Annotated in this window: 18 protein-coding genes and 1 pseudogene; 8 read left to right on the top strand and 11 right to left on the bottom strand. The window is 30.2% G+C overall.

The window, feature by feature from the left end; genetic code table 11:
• Positions 1-235 precede the first annotated feature (235 nt).
• Positions 236-1,864: an adenine deaminase gene (gene ade, locus PXD04_RS19820; RefSeq protein ID WP_323736541.1), complete on the top strand. Its 1,629-nt coding sequence runs from the start codon at positions 236-238 to the stop codon at positions 1,862-1,864.
• Here ade and PXD04_RS19815 read toward each other — a convergent pair.
• A complete protein-coding gene (locus PXD04_RS19815) occupies positions 1,861-2,430 on the bottom strand; it encodes a DUF447 domain-containing protein (protein ID WP_323736540.1) in 570 nt (189 codons plus the stop codon). The genes ade and PXD04_RS19815 overlap by 4 nt on opposite strands.
• 283 nt (positions 2,431-2,713) lie before the next feature.
• Between PXD04_RS19815 and PXD04_RS19810 the strand changes: the two genes are divergently transcribed.
• From PXD04_RS19810 to PXD04_RS19800, 3 genes are all read left to right on the top strand, one after another.
• Positions 2,714-3,271 (top strand): GMP synthase subunit A, encoded by a 558-nt coding sequence (locus PXD04_RS19810; protein ID WP_323736539.1) that lies wholly within the window; start codon positions 2,714-2,716, stop codon positions 3,269-3,271.
• Positions 3,272-3,292: 21 nt separating this feature from the next.
• Positions 3,293-4,219 (top strand): glutamine-hydrolyzing GMP synthase, encoded by a 927-nt coding sequence (guaA, locus tag PXD04_RS19805; RefSeq protein ID WP_323737483.1) that lies wholly within the window; start codon positions 3,293-3,295, stop codon positions 4,217-4,219.
• A gap of 73 nt (positions 4,220-4,292) precedes the next feature.
• Positions 4,293-5,594, top strand: a complete 1,302-nt coding sequence (locus tag PXD04_RS19800; protein ID WP_323736538.1) for an ATP-binding protein — start codon at positions 4,293-4,295, stop codon at positions 5,592-5,594.
• A 1,599-nt stretch (positions 5,595-7,193) separates the two neighbouring features.
• Here PXD04_RS19800 and PXD04_RS19795 read toward each other — a convergent pair.
• From PXD04_RS19795 to PXD04_RS19770, 6 genes are all read right to left on the bottom strand, one after another.
• Positions 7,194-9,614 carry a hypothetical protein gene (locus PXD04_RS19795; protein WP_323736537.1) on the bottom strand — a complete coding sequence of 807 codons (2,421 nt, stop codon included), beginning with the start codon at positions 9,612-9,614 and terminating at the stop codon, positions 7,194-7,196.
• Positions 9,615-9,721: 107 nt separating this feature from the next.
• On the bottom strand, positions 9,722-10,504 hold the full coding sequence (locus tag PXD04_RS19790) for a pyrroline-5-carboxylate reductase family protein (protein ID WP_323736536.1): 783 nt from the start codon (positions 10,502-10,504) through the stop codon (positions 9,722-9,724).
• A gap of 82 nt (positions 10,505-10,586) precedes the next feature.
• Positions 10,587-13,466 carry a hypothetical protein gene (locus tag PXD04_RS19785; RefSeq protein ID WP_323736535.1) on the bottom strand — a complete coding sequence of 960 codons (2,880 nt, stop codon included), beginning with the start codon at positions 13,464-13,466 and terminating at the stop codon, positions 10,587-10,589.
• Positions 13,467-14,447: 981 nt separating this feature from the next.
• Positions 14,448-14,702 (bottom strand): hypothetical protein, encoded by a 255-nt coding sequence (locus PXD04_RS19780; RefSeq protein WP_323736534.1) that lies wholly within the window; start codon positions 14,700-14,702, stop codon positions 14,448-14,450.
• Position 14,703: 1 nt separating this feature from the next.
• Complete coding sequence (locus PXD04_RS19775; RefSeq protein ID WP_323736533.1) at positions 14,704-14,925, bottom strand: hypothetical protein; 222 nt, start codon at positions 14,923-14,925, stop codon at positions 14,704-14,706.
• 193 nt (positions 14,926-15,118) lie between these two features.
• A complete protein-coding gene (locus PXD04_RS19770) occupies positions 15,119-15,328 on the bottom strand; it encodes a hypothetical protein (protein ID WP_323736532.1) in 210 nt (69 codons plus the stop codon).
• 271 nt (positions 15,329-15,599) lie between these two features.
• Between PXD04_RS19770 and PXD04_RS19765 the strand changes: the two genes are divergently transcribed.
• Entirely contained in the window at positions 15,600-15,836 is a 237-nt protein-coding gene (locus tag PXD04_RS19765; RefSeq protein ID WP_323736531.1) for a PIN domain-containing protein, read from the top strand.
• A gap of 476 nt (positions 15,837-16,312) precedes the next feature.
• Here the strand turns inward: PXD04_RS19765 and PXD04_RS19760 are convergent, their stop codons facing one another.
• The 3 genes from PXD04_RS19760 to PXD04_RS19750 all read right to left on the bottom strand — a co-directional run bounded on the left by PXD04_RS19760 (position 16,313) and on the right by PXD04_RS19750 (position 18,250).
• Complete coding sequence (locus PXD04_RS19760) at positions 16,313-16,843, bottom strand: hypothetical protein (RefSeq protein WP_323736530.1); 531 nt, start codon at positions 16,841-16,843, stop codon at positions 16,313-16,315.
• A gap of 109 nt (positions 16,844-16,952) precedes the next feature.
• On the bottom strand, positions 16,953-17,558 hold the full coding sequence (locus PXD04_RS19755) for a transposase (RefSeq protein ID WP_323736347.1): 606 nt from the start codon (positions 17,556-17,558) through the stop codon (positions 16,953-16,955).
• Positions 17,559-17,770: 212 nt separating this feature from the next.
• A complete protein-coding gene (locus PXD04_RS19750) occupies positions 17,771-18,250 on the bottom strand; it encodes a helix-turn-helix domain-containing protein (protein ID WP_323736348.1) in 480 nt (159 codons plus the stop codon).
• 899 nt (positions 18,251-19,149) lie between these two features.
• Here PXD04_RS19750 and PXD04_RS19745 point away from each other — a divergent pair.
• Both PXD04_RS19745 and PXD04_RS19740 read left to right on the top strand, forming a co-directional pair.
• The gene (locus PXD04_RS19745; protein WP_323736529.1) at positions 19,150-19,380 is read left to right on the top strand and encodes an AbrB/MazE/SpoVT family DNA-binding domain-containing protein; all 231 of its coding nucleotides are present in this window, start codon (positions 19,150-19,152) and stop codon (positions 19,378-19,380) included.
• Positions 19,381-19,384: 4 nt separating this feature from the next.
• Positions 19,385-19,774, top strand: coding sequence for a type II toxin-antitoxin system VapC family toxin (locus PXD04_RS19740; protein ID WP_323736528.1), 390 nt, complete (start codon positions 19,385-19,387; stop codon positions 19,772-19,774).
• A 1,006-nt stretch (positions 19,775-20,780) separates the two neighbouring features.
• On the opposite strand, the gene PXD04_RS19735 is transcribed toward PXD04_RS19740, so the two are convergent.
• Positions 20,781-22,067, bottom strand: coding sequence for an ATP-binding protein (locus PXD04_RS19735; protein ID WP_323736527.1), 1,287 nt, complete (start codon positions 22,065-22,067; stop codon positions 20,781-20,783).
• A 919-nt stretch (positions 22,068-22,986) separates the two neighbouring features.
• On the opposite strand from PXD04_RS19735, the pseudogene PXD04_RS23460 reads away from it, so the two are divergent.
• A pseudogene (locus PXD04_RS23460) lies at positions 22,987-23,395 on the top strand (ATP-binding protein).
• The last annotated feature ends 531 nt before the right edge of the window (positions 23,396-23,926 follow it).

The raw sequence follows: 23,926 nt of genomic DNA, 5'->3' as shown, positions 1-23,926 counted from the left end.
TTTTATTATTTGGATGGAAAAATTTTTTTTTCGTTTTTATAATTATTTGATGCCTGTTAGTGTAGGTGGAAACTCGACGACTTTGATGCAAGTATTATTAGGGACGTGCAATATTATTATTATTTTTTTATGATTATTTTTTTTGTTGTTATGTGGACGTGCATTATTTGATTAGTGTTGATATTTACGGTTTCTGCTTTATCTTTGAATATTTAATTATTCGGGTGATATTGATATGATTATTAAAGGTAATATTTTAAATGTGTTTACTGATGAGATTTATCCTGGGGAAATTAAGGTTACTAATGGTATTATTGAGTCTATTAGGGAAGTGGACCAGTATTTTCCGGATATTATTGTTCCTGGTTTTATTGATTGTCATACCCATATTGAAAGTTCTATGGTGACTCCTTCACGTTTCGCGGAGGTTGCTCTTCGTCATGGTACTACTGCTGTTGTTAATGATCCTCATGAGATTGCTAATGTTATGGGTTTGGAGGGTATTGAGTACATGGTTAATGATGCTAAGTATGCTCCTTTGAAGTTTTTCTTCACTGTTCCTTCATGTGTTCCTTCAACGAGTAATGAGACTAATGGTGCTGTTATTGACACTAGTATTGTTGAGTCTTTGATTAAACGGGACGAGTTTGTTGCTCTGAGTGAGGTTATGGATTATGATGGTGTTGTTAATGGTGAAGATGATTTGATTGAGAAGATTAATCTTGCTAAGAAGTATCATAAGCCTATTGATGGTCATGCTCCTTTATTGTCTGGTGTTGATTTGCAGAAGTATGTTAAGTATGGTATCAGTACTGAGCATGAGTGTGTAAGTAGTGCTGAGGCTCTTGAGAAGAAGCGTCTTGGTATGAAGATTATGATTCGTGAGGGCAGTGAGTCTCATATGCTTGAAACTTTGGTTAATAATCCTACTGACTTTATTGTGACTGATGATATTAAGCCTGAGGATCTGGTTAAGGGTCATCTTAATATTCGTTTGAGGAAGGCTGTGGATTATGGTATGGACCCATTTGATGCTATTCGTAAGGTTACTCTTAATCCTGCAATGCATTATGGCTTGAATTGTGGTTGTATTGCTCCGGGTAAGAGTGCTGATTTTGTATTTATTGATAATTTGGATGATTTCAGGGTTAAACGTGTTGTGGTTAATGGTAACACCATATTTAAGAAGCAGAAGATTTTGTATCGGGCTAAGCCTTTGTCTTTGGATACTCATATTAACTTGGAACATAAGGTTCCGGAGGATTTTGATGTAGTTGCAGGTAATCCTGATAAGAAGAGTGCTGTTGTTAATGTGATGAATGTTATTCCTAACTCTATTGTTACTGGCAGGTCTACTGCTAAGTTAACTATTGATAGGGGTAAGATTATTCCTTCTGTCTTTGAGGATGTTCTTAAGATTAGTGTTGTTGAACGTTATGGTGGCAATACTGTTTGTAATGCTTTTATTAGTGGTTTTGGTTTGAAGAATGGTGCTATTGCTTCTAGTGTTAGTCATGATAGTCATAATATTATTGTTGTCGGTACTAATAGTGAGTATATGGCTGAGGCTACTAATAGGATTATTGATAATGAGGGAGGTATTGTTGCTATTAGTAATCAGGAGGAGCTTGATTTGCCGTTGCCTATTGCGGGGCTTATGAGTGATCGTCCTGTTCTTGAGGTTGCAAGGAAGTCTGAGGCTCTTAATGAGATGGTGGCTCGTATGGGTTGTTCTTTGGAGAGTCCGTTTTCTATTTTGAGTTTTATGGCTTTGCCTGTTGTTCCTGAGCTTAAGATTACTAATCTTGGTTTGTTTGATGTGTCTAAGAACAGGTTTATTGATGTTGTTAATCATGAGGATTAACTTTTTGTTTCTTTTTTTATCTTTTTTATTGCTTGTTTGTGTTTTTGGTTTCCGTTTTTTTGTATGTATTTTTCTGTCTGTTCCAATTTTTCAAGGTATTGTTTCTTCGCGTCTATATTCATGTAGTCATATCTTGTATAATCTACAAGTAATTCTATTATCTTGTTTGTAGCCCTGTTAATTGTTGGTATTGACTCCCTGTTTCTTATTATTTCTACTGGTTTTGCATGGATTGTTGTAGTAATATTTTTTCCATAACTGTCTTCGACATGTGATGAGTCAATACTTATAACTTCACATACAAGAGAAACATCCACGAGTTTCAAGGAAGACTCATCCAGTAACCCGAAAACGGCACCAGTAAATAATGAGACATCAGTAGTAAAATGCACAGTGAAAGTGCCCGTCTTTTTGATATTGGAAAGAGTATGGTTAGGATAGAGTTTAAGAACAATATTACCATCCACTAATCGCATACCAAATGCTCGGATATTAAAGTCATCACCAGTACCTGTGGACACCAGCACCTCATAAAGCGTGTCCTCTTCAAGATTAACCGTAAACATTATATAATTTACCCCTATTTTTTAGTATTGATATTTTCTATGATTATTCCAGTTCATCAATAATTCGTATATGAAATATGCTATCACCACAAAAACAATAAGTGGCAACAGGAATCTGAAAAATATTGATGTTAAAATAAGTGAAATAACACAAGAGAATACAATAATTATAATATTATCCAATTCCATAATATTATATATAGATGATAGTAATATATAACAAGTTAATAAATATGTTATTCATTAGACTTATTTTATGAAATTACATGAACGGGAATTAAATATGAGCATAGTTATTATTAATAATTTTGGACAATACAATCATAGGATATCCAGAACATTAACCTACCTTAAAATAGAAAACAAGCTAGTTTCCAACGAAACAAGCCTTGAAGACATAAAGGCAATGAATCCTGAAGGAATCATCCTAGGAGGAGGACCTTCAATAGAAAGGATAGGTAACTGTGAAGATATCATAAAACATATAAATGTGCCAATTCTAGGAATATGTTTAGGTCACCAGGTAATAGCAAACGTATTTGGTGGAGAAACAAAATCTGCAGAAATAGAAAGCTATGCACAAATAGATTTAAACATAGAAAAAGAAGTAGGTATATTCGAGGGAATAGGTGACTCACTGAAAGTATGGGCATCCCACAAAGATGAAGTAATAACACTACCAGAAGAATTTGAAGTAATTGCAAGTTCCGATAAATGTGCTATCGAAGCAATGAAACATAAAGAAAAGGAAATATATGGAATACAATTCCACCCAGAAGTTCAGCACACACCAAGAGGTGGAGAAATATTCGAAAACTTCTACAAAATATGCAAAAAATAAAAGGGGCAGTGTAAGAATATGATGATGGACACTAAACAATTTATAGAAGAATCAATAGAAAACATAAAGAATGAAGTACAAGACGAAAAAGTGATAATTGCATTATCCGGAGGAGTAGACAGTTCCGTAGCAACCGCTCTAGCATCCGAGGCAATAGGCCACCAACTGGAAGCAATCTTCGTAGACCATGGCCTGCTAAGAAAAGGTGAAGCAGAAGAAGTGGAAAACACGTTCAAAGACAAAATCAACTTCAAACTAGTGAACGCTGAGGATGAATTCATAGCAGCACTCGCCGGAGTAACAGATCCTGAGAAGAAAAGGGAAATTATTGGACATAAGTTTATTGAAGTGTTTGAAAGAGAAGCTAAAAAGTCAGGAGCTAAATACTTATTACAGGGAACTATTGCACCGGACTGGATAGAAAGTGAAGGAAACATTAAATCCCACCACAACCTAACCCTGCCTGACGGATTAGTGCTTGAAATAATCGAGCCACTACGCGAATTATATAAGGATGAAGTAAGAGAAGTAGGAACAGAACTAGGATTACCAGACTCTATCGTCCACAGACAACCATTCCCAGGACCAGGACTTGCAGTAAGAGTACTGGGTGACATTACCAAGGAAAAACTGGAAATATGCAGAGAAGCAAATGCTATCCTTAACAAGCACGTGGAAGAGGAAGGATTACATAAGGATTTATGGCAATACTTTGTAGTGTTAACAGATAGTAAAGTAACCGGAGTAAAAGGAGATCAGCGTGACTTCGGATACCTTGTAGTTATACGTATGGTTCAGTCATTCGATGCAATGACAGCAAATGTGCCGGATATTCCATGGCCATTTTTACATAAAGTATCACAGGAAATTACTGCAAACGTTCCCGAGATAACACACGTATCATTATCACTGAGCAATAAGCCTCCAAGTACTATAGAATTCGAATAAACACCCAATCATACTACTTACTCTTTTTTTTGTGAAAAATTAATAAAAAAAAATAATTATAAAGTGATAAAAAATGCATAATTTAATATCGAGACTGATAGTTTATAAAAACATAAACGAACCAATATTTACTGAAATATCAAGATTATTCAATAAATTTGAAAACGACAACCCCAACAAGGACGAACTGATAGATGACATATACACCCAGATTAATCATCTACTTAACTTAGCCACAAAATACGGTTTTAACAACAACCTATGGCACAACTACCTTGCATACCTGATTGCAACAACAGAAAATCCATTCACACTAATAAGTGAAAAAGTTGGACAGAACAATGGAAGCGTAAACCAGCTTGTTAAGCATGACCTTGAAATATTCCTGGAACTCTTCAACTACGATTTTAGTGAAATAGAAAACCTGTTAGACATAGACTGTTTCAGTATCATAACCAACTATACTGCCGTAGTTAAAAAGGAACAGTTATATAACAAGGATGTTAGCCTAAAAGTCCAGGAATTAAGCAGGGCGATTGAAGGCGTGACAAATGTGGATGAAATGTTTGACATTATCACCACTTTCTATAAGAAGTATGGTGTCGGCAAATATGGATTAAACAGGGCATTCCAATTATCTCATGATGAAAAACAGGACTTTCTCATACCTATAACATCACTTGATGATGTGGTGCTTGATGACCTGGTAGGATATGAACATCAGAAAAAGAAGCTGATTCATAATACTGAAAGTTTTGTTAAGGGAAAAAAGGCTAATAATGTGTTATTGTATGGTGATGCAGGTACCGGTAAGTCAACCAGCATTAAGGCTATTTTAAACCAGTATTATCCGCAGGGTTTGAGGATGATAGAAGTTTATAAGCATGAAACCAAGTATTTGCCAAAGATTATTAAGGAAATTAAGAATCGTAACTATAAGTTCATAATATACATGGATGATTTGTCATTTGAGGAGTCCGAGAGTGAATACAAGTATCTTAAGGCCTTAATAGAGGGTGGTCTTGAAACTAATCCAGATAATGTTTTAATATATGCTACCAGTAATCGCAGACACCTTATTAAGGAAACATGGAACGAGAGAGTTAATTCTTCATCCAGTGAGGAATTATATCATTCAGATACCATTCGTGAGAAGTTGTCATTGGTTGACCGTTTTGGTATGAGTATTGGCTATTATAAGCCTACCATTAAGGAGTATTTTAATATTGTTAAAACTATTGCACGAAGGTACCCTGAGATTACCCTTAGTGATGAAGAGTTAGAAAGGGAAGCTAATAAGTGGCTTATGAACCATGGTTCCCCATCCGGACGTACAGCCGAACAACTGGTATATTACCTGCTAGGAAACTATTAATAATGTTGTACATAATTACCATAAATTCATAAAATTCTAAACAATCTATAATAATATATAAAATATAATAGGGGATATTGAATGAATGATAAAAAATGGTAAGTCAAACAACAACAAAAGCTAACATAATCCAACATATATTAAACAATGAAAACGAAATAAAAACAAAACAATTAATGAATATACTGAAAACTTCGAAAAACAATTAAACAAAAATTACACACTAGTAAATCCAGAAGAACTATTAGATTTCATTTACAGAAATACAAAATTCATAGATTTCCTAATAGAAATAGTGCCCTCAATCAAAGAAGTGTATCCAGATAATGAACTGACTTTAGAATTATCACCAGATCCCGAAATAGACAATTATGAACAAATAACATTAGCACCAGTTATACCAAAGAATAAGGATACAAAAAATGATCTGAATAATTTGGAAAAACTACATAATAAATTACGTCCCTTGATAAAACAATATAATGTTTTTGATAACTTCATAATATGGGCGAATTATCAATGATTAAATTTGACTATGAGAAATTTTAATGTTGCTACTTAAGTCAAAAAGAACATGAAGAATATTTACGTTCATCTGCTAGCAGATACTATTCTGTTTTTCGGATCAACCAGAGAATATCTTATAGAAAGAAGGAGATTGAATCCTGATTATAGAAAAGGAGAAGTATAACTGATATTCAAATTGTTAAGGATATTGCTAGGAAAACTATGAGATGATTCATGATGTGTATGATATAACACATGAATTTTTAGGTTTACCAAAACATTTATATACTTTGGAGTACAACATTTAATTGACTAAGAAATTTAGGTTATCCTAAAAAAAAATTATATCCTATACACCTAAAACAATTAGTCAAACAAAAGCCGAGTTAAAATATAAATGACTACAAATCACTCAAACTATTAAACACGTGAATAATAAAAATAGTTAAAAAAAAAGAATAATTAAATCACCTATTATAAAAAAAATATTCTATAGTAGTCAATAACTCAAAACCACTCCTTATTAAAAAACATAATATAAACATGCAAAAAGAAAATAGAAAACCTAAAGACTAATAAACTGAGAAAAAAATATTTTCTTTTTGATAACATATAACTTTTTTTAAAACAATAACTTTATTACCAAAAAAAATATTTACAACTGAAACTTAGCATAAATATTCCATCATTTTTAGAAAACACACCACAAAAATACGCCTAACCTTCATAAAAGAACTAAATTTAAACAAATAGCTTAAAAATAGAAATATTATCCTTTATTAATTGTTGAATCTAGGGGATATTGATTCATTTTTTGCTTCTTCAAGTATTTTAATTATTATGTTCCTTAATAGCTCTTCTGTTGAATCTACCCCCTTATTCTCTATGTGTATTGTCAAGAATTTAAATTCTTCCTCCACAATGTTAACAATGTAATTTGTAAGTGATGTTTAATACGCCCCTTATAAGAAAGAATAGAAAAAGAAGACTAATATTCATACCATGTAAAGTAACAATACAGCTAAGAAAAAATATTCTTTAAAACAAAATAAATTTTTTACAAAAATAGTTACTACTAAAAAAAAAGTAAAATTAGGAAATTTGAATTGTAGTAGTATAACGAACGGACTTATAAAACTTAGTTTCTCCAACAATCAGAACAAAACTATAAGAACCTTCATCATAATCTGAAACATCCACCTTCTCAATAATAAAACCATCACTAGCAACAGCCTTATTAACCAGTGTGTTTCCACCTATTTTTACAGACACCTTAAAATCATCAACAATACTAGAGTCGTTCTCATCAACAATTTCTGCCATGACGAACACTTTATCTCCAATATTATCTATACTAATGTTAGTTAAATGAATAGGTGATTGAACTATTTCTGGGCGAACAAAATTGAATGTTCGAGTTATTCGTGAGGATTTATATAATCCGTTTTCTCCTGCGATAATTTGAATAGTGTGATTTCCATTTTTATAGCTGGATAAGTCAAAAGTCTTGTTTAATAGTCCATTACTAACTTTAACCTGTCTGATTATTGTTTTTCCATCGACTTTAACGGAAATTTTTGTGTCTCTTTCCACAATGTCCCCATTTTCATCAACTATTCTTGCTACTAGTCTTCCTGTTTCACCGTTTTGACTAAATTTTAGTTCACTGATTTTTGTAGCTAGTTTCTGAATTGTTAAAGTTGCATGATCTTCTATACGGGTTGTGTCATTACCGAATACTGCTGTTAACTTGTATGTTTTTGCACTGTAATTTGGAATTGTGAATTTGAGTTTAGCTACACCATCCACAACATTTACCTTGAGTGGTGTGCCATTACGTTTTAATGTATTGCCATTAAGTTTAAAGACAACTTTACCATTGTCAACAGCTTTTCCATTATCATCTGTTACATGTGCAGTGAATGTTACAACATCATCCTTTTTAGCAACAACATTATCTACCAGTACTGATTCAAAACCCTTAACTTTTGTAGTATTGGAATATTTTTTTCCAACTATATCACTGTTAAAAGTTAATTTAGCCTTAGCCAAAGAAGTATTTGATGAATCAAAATACTTGGAGGTTAAAGTAACAGTGCCAGTAACATATGCCGGTAAAGTATAATTAACGCAGACAACACCATCCTTCACAAGACCACTTTTAAGAACACTAGAACCAAGGTATAATCCTATTTTTCCAGTATTTAATCCTGTAACATCAGAACTGATTCTGAGCACTGTCTTGTTAGTGGTTTTTGGAACACTAGATGGTGTGTTGGCAACAACTTTAACCTTATTATCATAACCATTATTACAATACTCATTATTGGCGGGTACTGTGTACTTACCACCCATATTATAATAATAGTATTTGGCATTAGTCTTGTTAGATGAGGTTAAATCCCAGCATGGCATCACAGACATGAATCCCTTATCTTTTAATCCACGATCAGTATTCATCATCTGAGTCCATGTAGCCCATTGAACAGCTTTAATATTATGACTAGGACCACTAGGATTTAAACATAAAAACTTATCAGTTACCTTATTATAACCAACCACACACATATAATGGCCACGAATATGCCAGAAAACCATTTTTCCACCAGTTAATGCAGTTTTCACTGCACTTTTACTGTCAGTTATGTCAGTTAATTTCATGTGTGCCGTCGGCGAATTTCGTATAATACTAGATTCATCGGTCCCATCACTAGCAGTTGTTCCATAAAGACCTGCCAGACGTCTTTCACTAGCATAACAGTTCAATGCCTGACTTATCATACTCATAGCGGTAGGCCCACAAGTATACTGATGACCATTAATCCATTCCTGAGCATCATAATAAACATTATAATAACGTGACTTACCGGAAAGGTTAACCGTCACGGAATAAGGCGTGTTAACAGCAGCATATCCCTGATTTACATGGTAACCATTAAGTGATCTTGCAATCACGTTCCATTTTTCACGACTTATAACATACTTAACATTGCTTCCAACAGACCTGAAAAAAGTATACTTTGGCACATAACCATAAATCTGCTGACAAAGGCTGTCCAATCGCATCACACGACGAATCTCACTGCCCTCAATGGTATAAGTACCATCTTCATCAGCATAAGCATAATCAATGCCTAACTTTATAACATTAGGAACACCATCGACTGTTGTTATGTTTTTTGTAATAGCTGATTCACTCCCTGCATCAGAAACCAGGTCAACAGTCTTGTTAACTACTGAAACATTTAATGTTAATTCTTTCTGATTCGTGGAGGATGTTCCTGTTTTTACACTGTTTTCATACTTTTTATTAACATCAACAGAATCTGTTTTTGATGTTATGCTTTCATTGTTTAATTTATTATCATTATTTACTACAATTTGTTGATTATTATCAACATTTACGTTTTTATATGTGTCTTGGGTAATATTGTCCGTTGCAGATACTGTGCCTGCGGCTAGGACAAATAATATGGTGACACATATAATTAAATAAATTTTTTTATTAATCATGAATAACATTAATAACTTATATCAAAACAAACTAATAATATTTTTCCAAATAATTGTGGAAATTAATAAAAAAAGATGATTGTGGGGAGGGGTGTGAATAATTAGAGTTAATATGATAAATCCCTGTTTCTTTCCAGGCCCATAAGTAATGATTCATAAACACTTTTTCCACTGTTAAAGCCATTAAGTATTGCTTGTGTAACTCCACCAGGTGTTACGAATTTACTGATAAATTCTTCACTCTTATCTTCGGGGACAAGTTTTTCACATTTACGTGCAAGCTCCCTGAATAATGGAAATTCCTCTGATATTTTGTTTATAGCATCCCTTGTTTCGGGTGATTCTGGGCTTGCCCTGCAGTATACTACGGGGAGACATCCTGCTATTGCCACGTAATCCATGTCATCCTCATTATCCACTCTCACATAGTCAATGTCAAGCAGGTCAAATAATGCATCAGAGGTGCTGTTTTCTCCATAAACTCCTGCCACTGCATTTGAATCATGTATCGTGTCAGGACCTGTTGGTATTATTCGCACCACATTGTTGGACCCGGTTTGTTTCCTAATATCTTCACTACTTATTCCTGCCATGAATGATATTACCAGTGTGTCTTCGGAGAGGTTAAAGTCACCAATAGCCTTGAAGGATTGTGGTGGTACTGATAATATGAGTATATCTGATGTTTTCACTATTTCAGCATTAGATGATATCATATCTACCAGGTTATTGTCATATATATTGTTGAATGTGTATATTGAACCGTTATATGTTAATTTTATATTATCCGGTGGATAGTTTTTTTCGAGAAGTTTCAGTATTAATGCTAATCCAATCTTTCCGGCACCAATTATCCCTACCTTGTTTTTGAATAAATCTTCCTGTATCATAATTATATATTATATATGGAATAGTATAAGAACAATTAGTATAATTCATAATTTAAAAAAAAATATGATTTAAAAGGGGGGTTTAGATGTGTTTTACTTTAGAAACTAGTGTTGCTTTGGTGTATGCTAGACGGTTTCCACTGGTTAATGTTACTTTATTGACTGTTTTGAATGTGTTTGGAACTTTGATGTTTAAGTTTATTTTTCCTGATTTTATTGTGTAGTTTACTGTTTTGCCTGCCTGTGTTATTGATTTTCCATCAATTTTTATGTTTATCTTGGTGTTTCCTGCAACGTTAGTGTTCATGTAATCCTTGATGTTTCCCTTGATTGTGAGTGTTCTTGTTTTATTTGTGTATTGTAGTGTTGTTATGTTGAATTTTGTTGATGATCTTTTTACTTGGAATTTTGTTGTATTTTTTGCACTTGAATAAACAGGATTAGAAAATACTGCTGTTAATACATGATTTTTTACTTTGAAGTCTGTGGTTAGTCCACTGGTTCCTTTCGGTACCCTGTACTTGTATGTTGCTGTCTGGTTCTTTACCTGTACTTTGATTGTTTTTGATTTTGAGTCTTTTAATGTTTTTCCGTTAATCTTGAATATAACGTAACTGTTTTTGTCTGCTATTTTTTTATTTGCTTCGTCTTTGATGTTTACTTTGAATGTGATTACTTTGTGTTGTTGCTGTATTTTTGGTGTTGCTGTCACTGTTATCTGTGCTTTTCTTAATTGTATCTGTGGTTTTATTGCCTTTGACACATTATAATGGTATTTGCTTGTTCCACCATATGTTGCTGTCAGGTTTTTAGCGTTTCTTATTGTTTTTGTTGCTGTGAGTGTTACTGTTGCTTTACCGTTTTTTACTAGTAATTTTTTGGCTGCTTTTTTGCTTCCAAATATGTTGTCTGTTTTTAATGTTTTACCGTTTAGTTTTAGTATTACGTTTCCATTGTTTACATTGTTTCCGTTAATGTCTTTAACGTTAACTGTTATTCTTATTTTATCGCCGAGTGTTCCTTTCACACTGTTTATTGTTACTTTTGTTGCTGTTTTAGGGTCTGTTATTGTTATGTTTGTTGGTTTTACACTGGATGCTGAGTAAACACTGTTACCTGCATATCTTAGGGAGATTTCTGCTTTTCCTGCCGGTAGTTTTATGTCCTGCACTACTTTTCCGTTTTTGTCTGTTGTTAGTGTTACATTTGTTTTTGGGTGTTTCAGTACTAGTTTTGCGTTTGGTATTGTTTTATTGTTTATTGCATCCTTTAGTGTTAGACTTATTCCCAGTGATGTTCCCATATGGATGGATGAGTCTATCGTGGATGGTCTTTTATCTATTTTTATGTCTACTGTGGTTGTCCTGTTTGCGTACTTGCTGTTTCCCTTATAGGAAATTGTTGCCTTGTTTGTTCCTACTTTAAGGCTTTTTGTTACTGTTATTTCCCCCTGTTTGTTAGTTGTAGCTGTTACTGTTTTTAATGGTAGTTTTATTGTTAGTTGTGCGTTTGGTATTGCTTTTTTTGTTTTTGTGTCAATTAGTTTGAATATTACTATGTCGTCCCTGTAGATCTTGTTTGTTACTGTTACATTATATGTTACTGGGATTTTTTCTGCTTCTTTGCTTACTGTTAGTGTTTTTGTTATGCTTGTTTGGTTGGTGTTTCCATTGTATGTTGCCCTGTATTTCTTGTTGCCTTCCGTTACTGTTATTGGGTAGGTTATTTGTCCTTTCGTGTTTGTGTTTCTTGTTATTTTTTGTCCGTCGGGTAGTGTGATTGTTACTGGTGCATTGTTTATTGTTTTGTTAAGCACTATGTCTTTGAGTGTTATGCTTAGTTTTGGGTTGGTTGGGCTTGTTAGTGTGAAGTTCATGTCACTTACTCTTTTTGTGACTGTGAAGTTGATTGTTGCTGTTCTGTTATTGTATTTGCTGTTTCCATTGTAGGTTAGGTCCATATAGTTTTTTCCTACTGGTGCTTCTACTTTTGTTGTGAATACTCCTTTGTTGTTTGTTTTTCCAGTGTATGTTTCTCCTCCATGTATTTTGAGTTGTATCTGCGTGTTTGGCAGTGTTTTTCTTGTCACGTAATCTTTCAGTGTTACTGATAGTGATGTTTGTCCTACGTATAGGTTGTTTAGTTCTACATCATAGTCTACATTGTTTTTGATTTTTCCCATGTCTACTGTTAGGTTTGTTTTGACGTTGCTGTATATTGTGTTTCCAGGATAGGTTAGGTTCATATAGTTTTTTCCACTGTTTAGTTTAAAATCAAATTTTGCTACTGCATTGTTGTTTGTTGTTTCTGTGAATGTTCTTCCATCTGATGTTTTTAGTGTTAGTTTTGCATTTTTTATGTTGTTGCCTGTTATGGAGTCTGTTAGTTTTACTGTTATGTTAACGTCACCGGTATCGTTTGTTTTTTCTATGTTTATGTTCATGTTGGAGTTTCTTTTGAATACTTCCATTTTCAGGTCATAGTCGTATGCGTAGTATTTGTCTGTTCCGGAGTAGTCTATGTGTATTGTTTTGTTACCAGATGCTAGTTTCATTGTTACGGTTCCCCACCCGTTTTTTTGTGTTTTTGTGTTTATTTTTGTTTTATCTGGTAATGTTAGTTCTAGTTTACTGTTTGGTATTAGTTTATTATCAACGTCTCTTACTCCTATTTCTATTTTTGCATCGTTGGCTATGTTGTTTGTGATTTTTATGTCGAAGTATGTTGCTTTTTTGCTTGCTGTTTTTATATTATTTTTGTCTGTTTTTGTTATGTTCTTTTCTTGTATCTTTGTTTTTGTTATTGGTTTAGTCTCTTCTTTTATAACTTGTGAAGTTGTTGTTTGTTCTTCTTTTATTATTGTGTGTGTATCATTGTTTTCTTGTGCTGATACTATGCTTAAACACAATAATAATACTGTTATAAATAGGAATAGATGACTTATTTTATTAATATACCTCATTCTACACCTCGTAAAAATCTTTCATCATATTTTATTATTGAAGATTTAATAGTAATAATTATATTCAATAAAGTATATAATTTCTTACTTAATAATAAGTAACAAGTAAAGGTTGAAGTGTCCCATGTATGCTTCGAGTAACATAGTTCCAATTAATATTGGACCATTCTTCGTCGAGTTTGTCTAATTATCGTGGACTGACACAAACCATTAGAGTTTGTACAGTTTTCTTCAACTGAAATTTGACTCATAATATCATCACACATCCTCTGACTACAAATTCGTTTTAATAATCATGTTATACACCTGTTGAAGTCAGCATATCCATCAAGCAGTTACAATTTTGTTAAATTCCTGCCGTCTTAACGACACACAATGGCATTAGCTTTTCTCAACATACCTTACCCAAAAAAAAGTCTTAAAATTTCCTCACAGAAACCCCTACCAATAATAGTTATTGGACTTTACTGGGCTTACCGAGTTTATCTTCTGTTAGACACTCGACACAACTTAGGCTCTCTCAATACACCGACAGACATACGGGTTGTAATCAATAGACGTCCTTTTACACTTCGTCTGACCTGCCTGCAACCTTCAACACATCCTTTAATCATCCTACCGTGTTGGTTCCTTTCACGGTGCTTATAAGAGTTCATTTAGCATTAGCCAAATTATTGGTCTTTCTCTCGCCCTCCATTCCATGGATGCTAGGAATAAGATTAGGCTTTACCTATCATGCAACCTACCCCACCGTTACCAGTAACGCAGTTTCAAGGGAGAATAACCCATACAACAAGGTTAAAAGTATCCGTTCAAATAAATACTATACTAACACACACCAAAAAAGAAAGAATTTAAGGTGCGAACAAAATTAAAGACAATGGCTCGTCGCACGTAAAAAAAGAGATATAAAAAGATACAATTTACAATAAACTAAACAGAAAACAGGACCCCAAATTTAGGAAAAAAACCATGAAAATGTTAATTATATACTTTTGATCTATCTTCTATACGACCTACATATATACAATTATCTAGAACTTTAAAACATATTCCATAATTTCCTTTTCTTGCTAGCTTATATTTAGGATATTTTTTAACTTTTTTATAAGAGATATTATAAGGATTATTGAGAATTTCTTCTAATTCTTTATAAAGCATTTCATATGCTTTGGGATTTTTTTTCTTAAAATATTTTAATTGTTTTAAAACAGAACGTTTAAACTCAAGTTCCATATTAATCATCCAAATATGCATCAAGTTCTTCTAAAGAAGAAAAATGAACTCCTTCACCCTTATCAAATTCTTTATCAGCTTCAACCAGGTCTTTAATTTCTTGATATTCTTCATAATCGTCTAAAAGTTTGGATATTATATCATTAAATGAATCATTCTTATGGCCAATATCTGCTAATCTTTTATGATTTATTAAACTTACTCTAACTGCTTTAGTTTCCATTAATTCCACCTGTTCCATAATTTACTATTAATAATATAAATAGTTATCAACAGAGTATACAAGGAAAACATTATCAACTATATCAACATTAATTCACAAGCTAGACCTTTCATCAAAAGAATTGAAAAAAAATTGATTTTCTAAAGTTTCATGTTCCGCTTTTTGCCAAAGAAGACAAAATTTACTCCCCAAATTATTTAAAGATTTTAGTGATTATTGATTTGAAATTCAACTGTTTAAAATGTTTATCATCAGCACATTTATCTAATTTAGTAGTTTTTATAGCACTATTTCTTAATTTATTCAATTTCAATGAAATATCCACTAAAACATTGAATTGTTTCTTAGAAAGACCTCTAATAAGAGTACTTTGAGTTAAATATATACAATTTTCATCTATCATAATAATTAATACTGCTTATTTCACTCCATTAACTTTAAAACCGAAAATCAAGAAAAGAATTTCATAAAATAACAATTCTATGACTTCGATAATATAAATTATAGAATAAAAGCTATATAAGTTTAATCCAAGAGCAGCTGGTAAGTAATCAGGGGGGTCTTGATAAGTAATATATTTCATATTCATATACATACTTAACAATCATACTAAAAAAAAGTTTCATCCACATAAAAAAGTATTACAAAAACGAATTTATGCCAACACTCAAGATATGAAAAAAAGAGTTGATTTAAATAAAATATATACTATAATAAATGAAGTAATGGATGTTAAATATCTCAAAAAATCAGATTATGAAGATGCAGTTGATACATATAGTTATTATAATGGTTCCATCAATTATTCTGATTGTTTAATACTAAAAACAATGCAAGACAACAATATAAATAAGATATTAAGTTATGATGATGATTTTGATAAAATAAACGGACTTCAAAGAATTTATTAAATAAGCATTTATAGTCTTTTACTAAAAATTCATAGCATGAAAAGATGGATAATATTAGTTATTATGAAAATTGGTTAATCAAGTTTTTGACATAAACTTTAGGGTAAAAGACTATACATTAGAATATTATACATACGTAACAATCATACTAAAAATGTGAGTATGGATAGTAATATTATCTAAAATTTCTAAAAAAGGGGGGGGGATGATGACCTAGGATTATCTGTTAATCTTTATTTATTGATTATCTTTGTGGTATATGTCGATAAATTTAATTGTATTTGTTTTTTTCAATATATTCATATGACAATCTAAAAGGTGATATGTATAATTCTCTTGTTCCTTTTCTAACATTTTTCATTGGTTTTCCAGTTTCAGGCGTTTTTAAAATTTTTCTATTAGTTTGATGACTTTTTTCTTATAAGAATTATCAAGTTTTTTAAATGACTTTTTAAACTCTTTAGTTCTTTCTACTGTTACCATTGTTTCAACTCTTCTAAAAAATCATCTTCATTTTCGTAAACTACTCTTTCTGAAGAAGTTTCTATTGATTGGACATGATTTTCATGTTCAGAATCATCCAATAGTATATGATGATTAAAATATTTTTCTTTTTCAGATAAGTCTTTGTGAATACTATGAATAATAGCATCATATTTCTTTGGTTGTATGTTATCTTCTAGATATTTTAATATTAAAACATCAAATAATTGTATCAATGTCTTTATTAAATCCAATCCAAATAATATATTTTCATGAGTATAATTTTCATTAATGATATACTCCACATATTCGTTCATAATTTTAATCTCTAATAGTTCATCATATAACTCTTTCGGATTATCTGCTACAAATGTACCTCGTTTAATCCTTATTGATAAATTATCAATATCATTTTTAATATTATGATAATTATCTGAGTTGATTTCATCTATTAAAGAATAAGAACCCATATTAGAGTATAATCCACTTATAGGCGTGTTGAATGTTTTTAATACGGAACTCATATCATCACCTTATTATATAATTTATCTATAATTATATTATTGCTTCGAAATATTTATTATCTTTCATTATAGTAATCGACATTAAATTTTATAAAAAATTATTACTAAATTATATATCTAGTAATATTTCTTTGACCCATTTTTTCCAAAAACTTGGTTTATCAACAGACTCATAATATTCAGTTTCAAATTCGTTAATTAGATTTTCTTTGTTATCAATGTATTTTCTAGATATTACAGCTTTGATTTTTCTCCAAACTTGTTCTATGGGATTATATTTTGGAGAATATGGCGGTAAATATATTAAATCTATATTCAATATATCACATAGTTTTGTAAAAACTATTGCATGGTGTACTTTATAGTTATCTAGGATTATAGCCATTGGTTTTTCCATTATTAATTTATGTTGTAAGTTTTTATTGTAAAAATATGATAATAACATAGTTTTTTGGATATTTTCAAGTTTTATTTTACTTTTTGTTTTGATAGAACATTTATTCTTTTTTACATATTCATATAATTTGTTTATTGTATTATTAAGTGGTGAAAGGTTTTTAAGTGTTTTAAGAAGAATTTTGTAATTTGATGGTTTATTTACTGTTGATAATATGTTTTCTAGTTCTAATTCTTTCTTATTAAGAATATTTGTTAGTTTGTTAATTAATTTTTTATTTGTTAAATTTTTGATGACGATTTTTATCATGAATTTCATCATTTCATATGTTTTTGTGTTTTCTAGAAAATCAATGAATGAATTTCCATTGATTGCTTGTATTCCTACTCCAGATATGCCTATTTTTTCTGTAGGTTTGTTTATGATATTAGGTGTTCCTTTTTTGTGGTATGTTTTTTGGCTGTTGTCTTGATTTTGACAGTATGTTTGATCTAAAAAAGCTATTATATATTCGGTAGGTTCTAAATGTTCTACGTTTTTTTTAACAGTTCTTTTGCATCTTTTGGCATTTTATTATAAATTTTATAAGGTTTAGTGTAAGAATAATCTAATTTCTTCATTATTCGTTCTATTTGTCTAATACTATAATCTACTTCAAAATTATCCTTAATGGCTTTATGAACTTCTTTTGCAGTTTTTAATTCTTCATTTAATATAATTTCATCCAATATTTTAAATTGTTCTTCAGATAATTTAGATTTTCCTTTAGAACCTGATTTTCTTTTTAAATTTTCCATTCCACCTTCATTCCATTCTCTAATCCAATTATATACTGTTCCTTGACTAATGTCATGCTTTTTCATTACTTCAGCAACTGTTACATCATGTAAAATATCTAAAATTACATATAATTTGTTTAAAACTCTTACATCATTTTCTAATCTCTTAATTTCTTTTTGAATCTCTGAAATAATTCCTGGATATTCTTTAATAAGTGTTTGTTCTGACATATTATAATATTTGCTTTTAATTAATATTTATAATTTTCAATGTCGATTACTATATTTTTTAAAAAAACTCAAATACGCGAATACAAAATCCATAAACACTATACCAAAGTACAAAATCAAGAAAAAGAAATGTCAATGCTGTTGATTCAGGATTTGTTTATTTTGTTTGATGTTTAGTGTATGATTGATTTTAAAATTACTGTTTTCAGTACCATTACCACTTTTAAACGTTACCCCTGCAATTAAATTCCATATTATATGCAAATTTTAGCTTATAATTCTTTTGAGGAAGTGAATAAAGATAATGAAGTAACTATGATTGAATTTAAAAAAGCATCAATCCATTCATAAATATTTTAGCTCAACGTGAATTCAAAGCATTATTTAGCAGATCAACAACAGAAGAACGGAAAATATTATGCTTAATGGCTGAAAGCAAAGAAAACATTTTATCATATTCCTATATCAAAGAAAATGCCCATTTAAACTCAGAACCATCAGCATTACTAAAAAATTTAATTAATAAAAATATGATAAATAAACCATCCCGAGGCAAATACGAATTAAAAAACAAATTCTCAGAAAAAAAAATGACATTCAACCACATTTTCAACAGTAACTTATTTCCAATATATATATATAAAAAAATTTTACTTGTTTTATTAATTCAAATGCTATTTTTCACTAAATATTAATGTGTATAATTGTCATATAATTTCTTAGTATTTGTAACTATCTTTGCATATACCTGTTTCTTTGTATATACTTGTTATTATCATCATAACAGTACTTTTATATTTTTTGTTATTATTATTTTAATATAATTTTTTTTTAATAATAATTTTTAAATAGTTGGAATTATATAATATAAGTAATTAAAGTATAGGTAAGTGTGTTTTATGGTAATGACAAAAATAAGTAAAGGTTATAAAATAACTATTCCACGTATTATTCGTCGTGAATTAAACATTAGTGAAGTTGATAAAATTGAATGGAAAATTAATGAAAATATGAATATTGAATTAATTCCACATAAAAAGAAGTCAATGATGGATTTAATTGGAATAATAAGTGATGAAGATTTAGATGCTCTAGAATCATGTGAAAAAGCATCAAAAGGAGAATTATGAAAAAATGATACTGGTTGATAGCAATTATATGATAGCTTTAATGAATAATAAAGAAAAAAATCATAAAAGGGCAGTAAAATTAGCATCCAGAGTAGATAACGATGAAAAAATAATGCCAATATTAATGTTGTCTGAAGCTGTAACAAGTATAGGAAGTCGAAAAAAAGGTAAAGAAGCTAAATTATTATATGATACTTTGATTGATAATTTTGAAATATATTTTCCAACATTAAATGAAATAGATACTGCAATGCAATGTGTACTTAAATATGATGGTACATTAGCTTTAGCTGACTGTTTAGCTATACTAATTATGAAAAAAAGAGGAATAACTGAAATAGTTTCATTTGATGATGATTTTGATAAAGTAGAAGGAATTGTACGAATTCATTAACATACCATTTCTCTTTCTTATTCAACAAGTAATTGTCTTTAATTTCGTTCTCATTTAAACTCTGTTTTAAGTGTGTGTTAGTATTGTACTTAGTTAAACGAGTACTTTAAACATTTTCTATAGGTTCTACCTTGAAACTGCATTACTGGTAACGGTGTAAGTTACATGATATGTAAAGCATAATCTTACTTCTAGCATCCATAAAGTGGAGGGCAAGAAAAAAGACCAATTGACTAATGTTAATGAATTTATAAGTATCATAAAAATAAACTTAATTTATTAAATTTCATTCACAAATCCCCATTTAATTCGATATAATAAATTATATGGAAATATGGAACATGAGATTACATAATTTCTATTTCCACATGCTTTTCTTTTTTTTTATTAAAATTATTTCTTCAACCTTTTTAGATAAGAGAAATAGTTACTTTTTGTTGTTCGTTATGCAGGACAATAACGAATAAGAAAAAAAATAAAATCCAAACCAATAGAAACAATTAACCTATTAAAATAACACACCCTCATTTTCAGCCAGATATCCCTATTTTTTACTAAAAAATCAAAAACACCCCCCCCCCCAATTTAAGTTAAAAATAGAAAAAAATAACCTTAGAGTTATAATATAATTATCCAAATGCAATACTATTAATACAAATAAATTTAATTAGCAATCTCTAATAAAAATAAAAAATAATAAAATAAGTATTAAAAAAAGCTTAAGTTTCTAGGAGTGATAATAAATGCTATAAATAAAATAGTTCATTATTTAATACATATTCTGGAAATTATTCTCTAGAAAATCTGACCATTACAAAAGGTAAAACAAATAATGGATTTTTAACAATTAATAATGGTTGTTGTGATGGTAAGGTTCATGCTGTTTAGTTCTTTTATATACATAAATCAGAAAGAAGAATTTATGGGAGGGTTTAAAGATGTTAATGTTATCTGGAAAATTAGGGGGATGATGAGGGGGTTGATTTGAGTCACATGTATAGTTTTTTTAGTTTTTTAGGCATCCTATTGGAATTACTTTAACTCCGTCCTTGCGTGTATATGCAAATTCAGTACCTGTGATGATTGCCAGAAAGCTTGGATCTGGTAAGTTTACTTTTTGTTCTTCTCGTTTATCTTGAATTAGTTTTTTCATTTTAAGTAGATTTTCTGCTCCTTTATCTATTTCAAAACTGCCTAATTTGAATTCGATTAATGCGTATTTACCATTTTTTAATCTTAATATGCAATCTACTTCTAAACCATATGAATCATTATAATAATACACTTTTCCTCCAACATTATTAATGTAAATGCTTAAATCACGTATGCACAGGTTTTCAAAGATAAATCCGAATGTTTTTAAATCAGACATTAGTATTTCTGGTGATATTTCAAGTGCGGAAGTTGCTATAGAAGGGTCAATGAATTGTCTTTTGCTTCCTTTTCTCATTGTATTTGATGATCGGATATTTGGTGCCCATCCTTTAATATCTTTGATTACGAATAATCTTTTGAAGGCATCCACATATTCATAATATGAACTTTTTTGAATATCTTCATATTCTTTTATCACATCTTTGAGTATTGTAGTATTTTTTGCTAGTGTGGATATATTTCTGGCATATGCTCGTAGGATATATCTTGCTCTATCAGAATCACGTTTTATGTTATCTATCGCCGAAATATCTGTTTCACAAATGGCTTCATAATAAGCTTCTGATATTTTTATCTGTTTTTCTTTATCTTTTATTGTTACCGCTTCTGGCCATCCTCCCCTGCAGCATAGAAATGCAATATCTTTAAATGTCAGATTTGATTTGTATGAGTCAATATTTAAGTCAGGATTCTCAAATAGACTTTGTAATGAAATATCTCCTGTAGAGTCGTTGCTTTCAAATAAACTCATAGGCATCATCAATAATCTGTGAATTCTGCCCGTACCGCTATGTTTTATATTGCTTTCATCAACTACTGTTGATCCGGTTAATATGAATAATCCTTTCTGGTCTGCTTCATCTATTTCATCACGTATTGTGTCCCATATGGTTGGTGTTATTTGCCATTCGTCTATTAATTTTGGTTTTTCTCCATTTAATAAATATTCAGGGTTAATTTCTATAAGCTGAGCATAATAATCACTTCTGTTTGACAATAGTTTTATCATGCTCTTTGAGTGTTGTTTGGCAGTTGTTGTTTTACCACACCATTTAGGACCTGTTATTAGAACAGCACCCATAATTTCAAGATAATCTTCAATAGTATCATCTATTACCCTTGGTAAATATTTTGACATTTAATTAATCTCCTTTTTTTGATTGCTAATCATGTTTTAATATTTATAAAATATATAATGGATATTTCTCATCATTTTTAACCAACTATTATAATGTTTTTTAACCAACCATATTTATAGTTTTTTTCAAACTATTTTCATGTTATTTAACAAACTATTTTCATGTTATTTAACAAACTATTTTCATGTTATTTAACAAACTATTTTCATGTTATTCATGAAGTACTTATTTTTTCACAAAGAATTTTTTTCCACTCACTAAAAATGAAGCAAAATATAGAAATCAATGCCATGGGATGTAATAATTAAGCTTAATACTGGAAGACATATAAATCAACATTAAACAAATTCACCATTCATCTCGAAACAGAGAACATAACGGGACCTAAACGTGCAAAATCTGAAAATACATAAAATTACATCACAATCGCCTATAGAAGCACTTAAAACCTATTTATTAGCTATGTTAAAGAGTTCTACATCAAGAAAAATAGGAACAACATAAATTTCACAAACTTAAAATAAAATTAATTGGAATGAAGTTTAAAGAGTTGATATTCTTTAATAAAATATTTTTTCATGTTTTATATGGAAAGTGTGTTATTTTCTTTTTTTTCAACAGAATCTATCATTTCTCCATCAGGTACAATACCTGAAAATTTTCTTAAATTATTTCCTTTTGGGTTATCATGTTTTAATATTTTTTCAACTTCATCTAAAGTTTTAAACGTTTTATTAGGAGTTGAATCTCTTTTAATGCCTTCAATAACATAACGATTAATAATTCTTGTTGTTTAACGCCCAATTAAGCACTTTTAATTTTTAGTAATTACTTAACATCTTCATCAATTCTAAAATTAAATTATTTTTTTATTAATGAAAATACAAAACACGGTTTAGTTATTAATGGTTTTAAAGTATTGAAGTTCCTGAATATCCATATGAAGTCATAAGAGAAGCAATTGTTAATGCCATAGCACATAGAGACTATGATTTTGATAATAGTTTCATAACATTTTACATTTATACTGATAGAATTGAAATAATTAGTCCGGGACGATTACCATATCCTTTAACAATAGATCAGTTAGGTAAGACAAAAAAACCCTATTCACAGAAATCCAAGAATTACTGATATACCAAGTAAGACTAAATATATGGAGCATGTTGGAACTGGAATAAGCATGATGAGAAAAACTATGAAAGAACACGGTTTTCCAGAACCCGAATTTAGTGATGAAAATAATTTCTATAAAGTTGTATTATATGGTCCAAACAATAGATTAATTACACCAAACACTACTAACAAACAAAAAAAGAACCAATAATAATTATAATCATTTAAACAATAGACAAAAGGAATTTTTAGAAAAACATGAAAAAAATCAACCAAATTACTTATAAAGAATATAAATTTATTTAAAATTTCAAAATCAACAGCTAGAAGAGATATGAAATTATTAATTGAATATAACTTTGTATATAAAGAAAAAATGACAACCTGGTTCTATTTTATATAATTTAATGCCTGTTTGATTAGGGGTGTCAAACGATGACACACCCCATGAACCACCCCCCCCAAAAAAAATAAACACAACACAATAATAAAGGCAAAATTCAAAACACCAGAACAACTAAACAACTTCCTAAAAATGCTAAACAAAGAACCAACAATAACAAAGACAAACACACAAATGATACTAAAACAATAAACACGTAAAAAAAATATGAAATAATTTACTTCACCCCCATTCTCCCCTATTTTTAATTCTATTTCTATAAAAGCTTCAATGAAAGCAAAAACTTTAACTAATATAAATAATTCCCCCCCCCCCCCAATATAAACTATCAAAAAAAAG

Source organism: Methanosphaera sp. ISO3-F5 (genome assembly GCF_034480035.2).
Lineage (GTDB): Archaea > Methanobacteriota > Methanobacteria > Methanobacteriales > Methanobacteriaceae > Methanosphaera.
The sequence above is the reverse complement of the archived record's forward strand: the minus strand, read 5'-3'. Positions and strand labels throughout refer to the sequence as shown.

Excerpts from the sequence above, each read along its gene's own strand:
- PXD04_RS19770 (WP_323736532.1), bottom strand. The coding sequence starts at position 15,328 with ATGATAGATGAAAATTGTATATATTTAACTCAAAGTACTCTTATTAGA.
- PXD04_RS19780 (WP_323736534.1), bottom strand. The coding sequence starts at position 14,702 with ATGGAACTTGAGTTTAAACGTTCTGTTTTAAAACAATTAAAATATTTT.
- PXD04_RS19790 (WP_323736536.1), bottom strand. The coding sequence starts at position 10,504 with ATGATACAGGAAGATTTATTCAAAAACAAGGTAGGGATAATTGGTGCC.
- PXD04_RS19740 (WP_323736528.1), top strand. The coding sequence starts at position 19,385 with ATGATACTGGTTGATAGCAATTATATGATAGCTTTAATGAATAATAAA.
- PXD04_RS19775 (WP_323736533.1), bottom strand. The coding sequence starts at position 14,925 with ATGGAAACTAAAGCAGTTAGAGTAAGTTTAATAAATCATAAAAGATTA.
- PXD04_RS19800 (WP_323736538.1), top strand. The coding sequence starts at position 4,293 with ATGCATAATTTAATATCGAGACTGATAGTTTATAAAAACATAAACGAA.
- PXD04_RS19785 (WP_323736535.1), bottom strand. The coding sequence starts at position 13,466 with ATGAGGTATATTAATAAAATAAGTCATCTATTCCTATTTATAACAGTA.
- PXD04_RS19750 (WP_323736348.1), bottom strand. The coding sequence starts at position 18,250 with ATGTCAGAACAAACACTTATTAAAGAATATCCAGGAATTATTTCAGAG.
- ade (WP_323736541.1), top strand. The coding sequence starts at position 236 with ATGATTATTAAAGGTAATATTTTAAATGTGTTTACTGATGAGATTTAT.
- PXD04_RS19745 (WP_323736529.1), top strand. The coding sequence starts at position 19,150 with ATGGTAATGACAAAAATAAGTAAAGGTTATAAAATAACTATTCCACGT.
- PXD04_RS19810 (WP_323736539.1), top strand. The coding sequence starts at position 2,714 with ATGAGCATAGTTATTATTAATAATTTTGGACAATACAATCATAGGATA.
- PXD04_RS19735 (WP_323736527.1), bottom strand. The coding sequence starts at position 22,067 with ATGTCAAAATATTTACCAAGGGTAATAGATGATACTATTGAAGATTAT.
- PXD04_RS19815 (WP_323736540.1), bottom strand. The coding sequence starts at position 2,430 with ATGTTTACGGTTAATCTTGAAGAGGACACGCTTTATGAGGTGCTGGTG.
- PXD04_RS19760 (WP_323736530.1), bottom strand. The coding sequence starts at position 16,843 with ATGAGTTCCGTATTAAAAACATTCAACACGCCTATAAGTGGATTATAC.
- PXD04_RS19755 (WP_323736347.1), bottom strand. The coding sequence starts at position 17,558 with ATGAAATTCATGATAAAAATCGTCATCAAAAATTTAACAAATAAAAAA.
- PXD04_RS19795 (WP_323736537.1), bottom strand. The coding sequence starts at position 9,614 with ATGATTAATAAAAAAATTTATTTAATTATATGTGTCACCATATTATTT.
- guaA (WP_323737483.1), top strand. The coding sequence starts at position 3,293 with ATGATGGACACTAAACAATTTATAGAAGAATCAATAGAAAACATAAAG.
- PXD04_RS19765 (WP_323736531.1), top strand. The coding sequence starts at position 15,600 with ATGAAAAAAAGAGTTGATTTAAATAAAATATATACTATAATAAATGAA.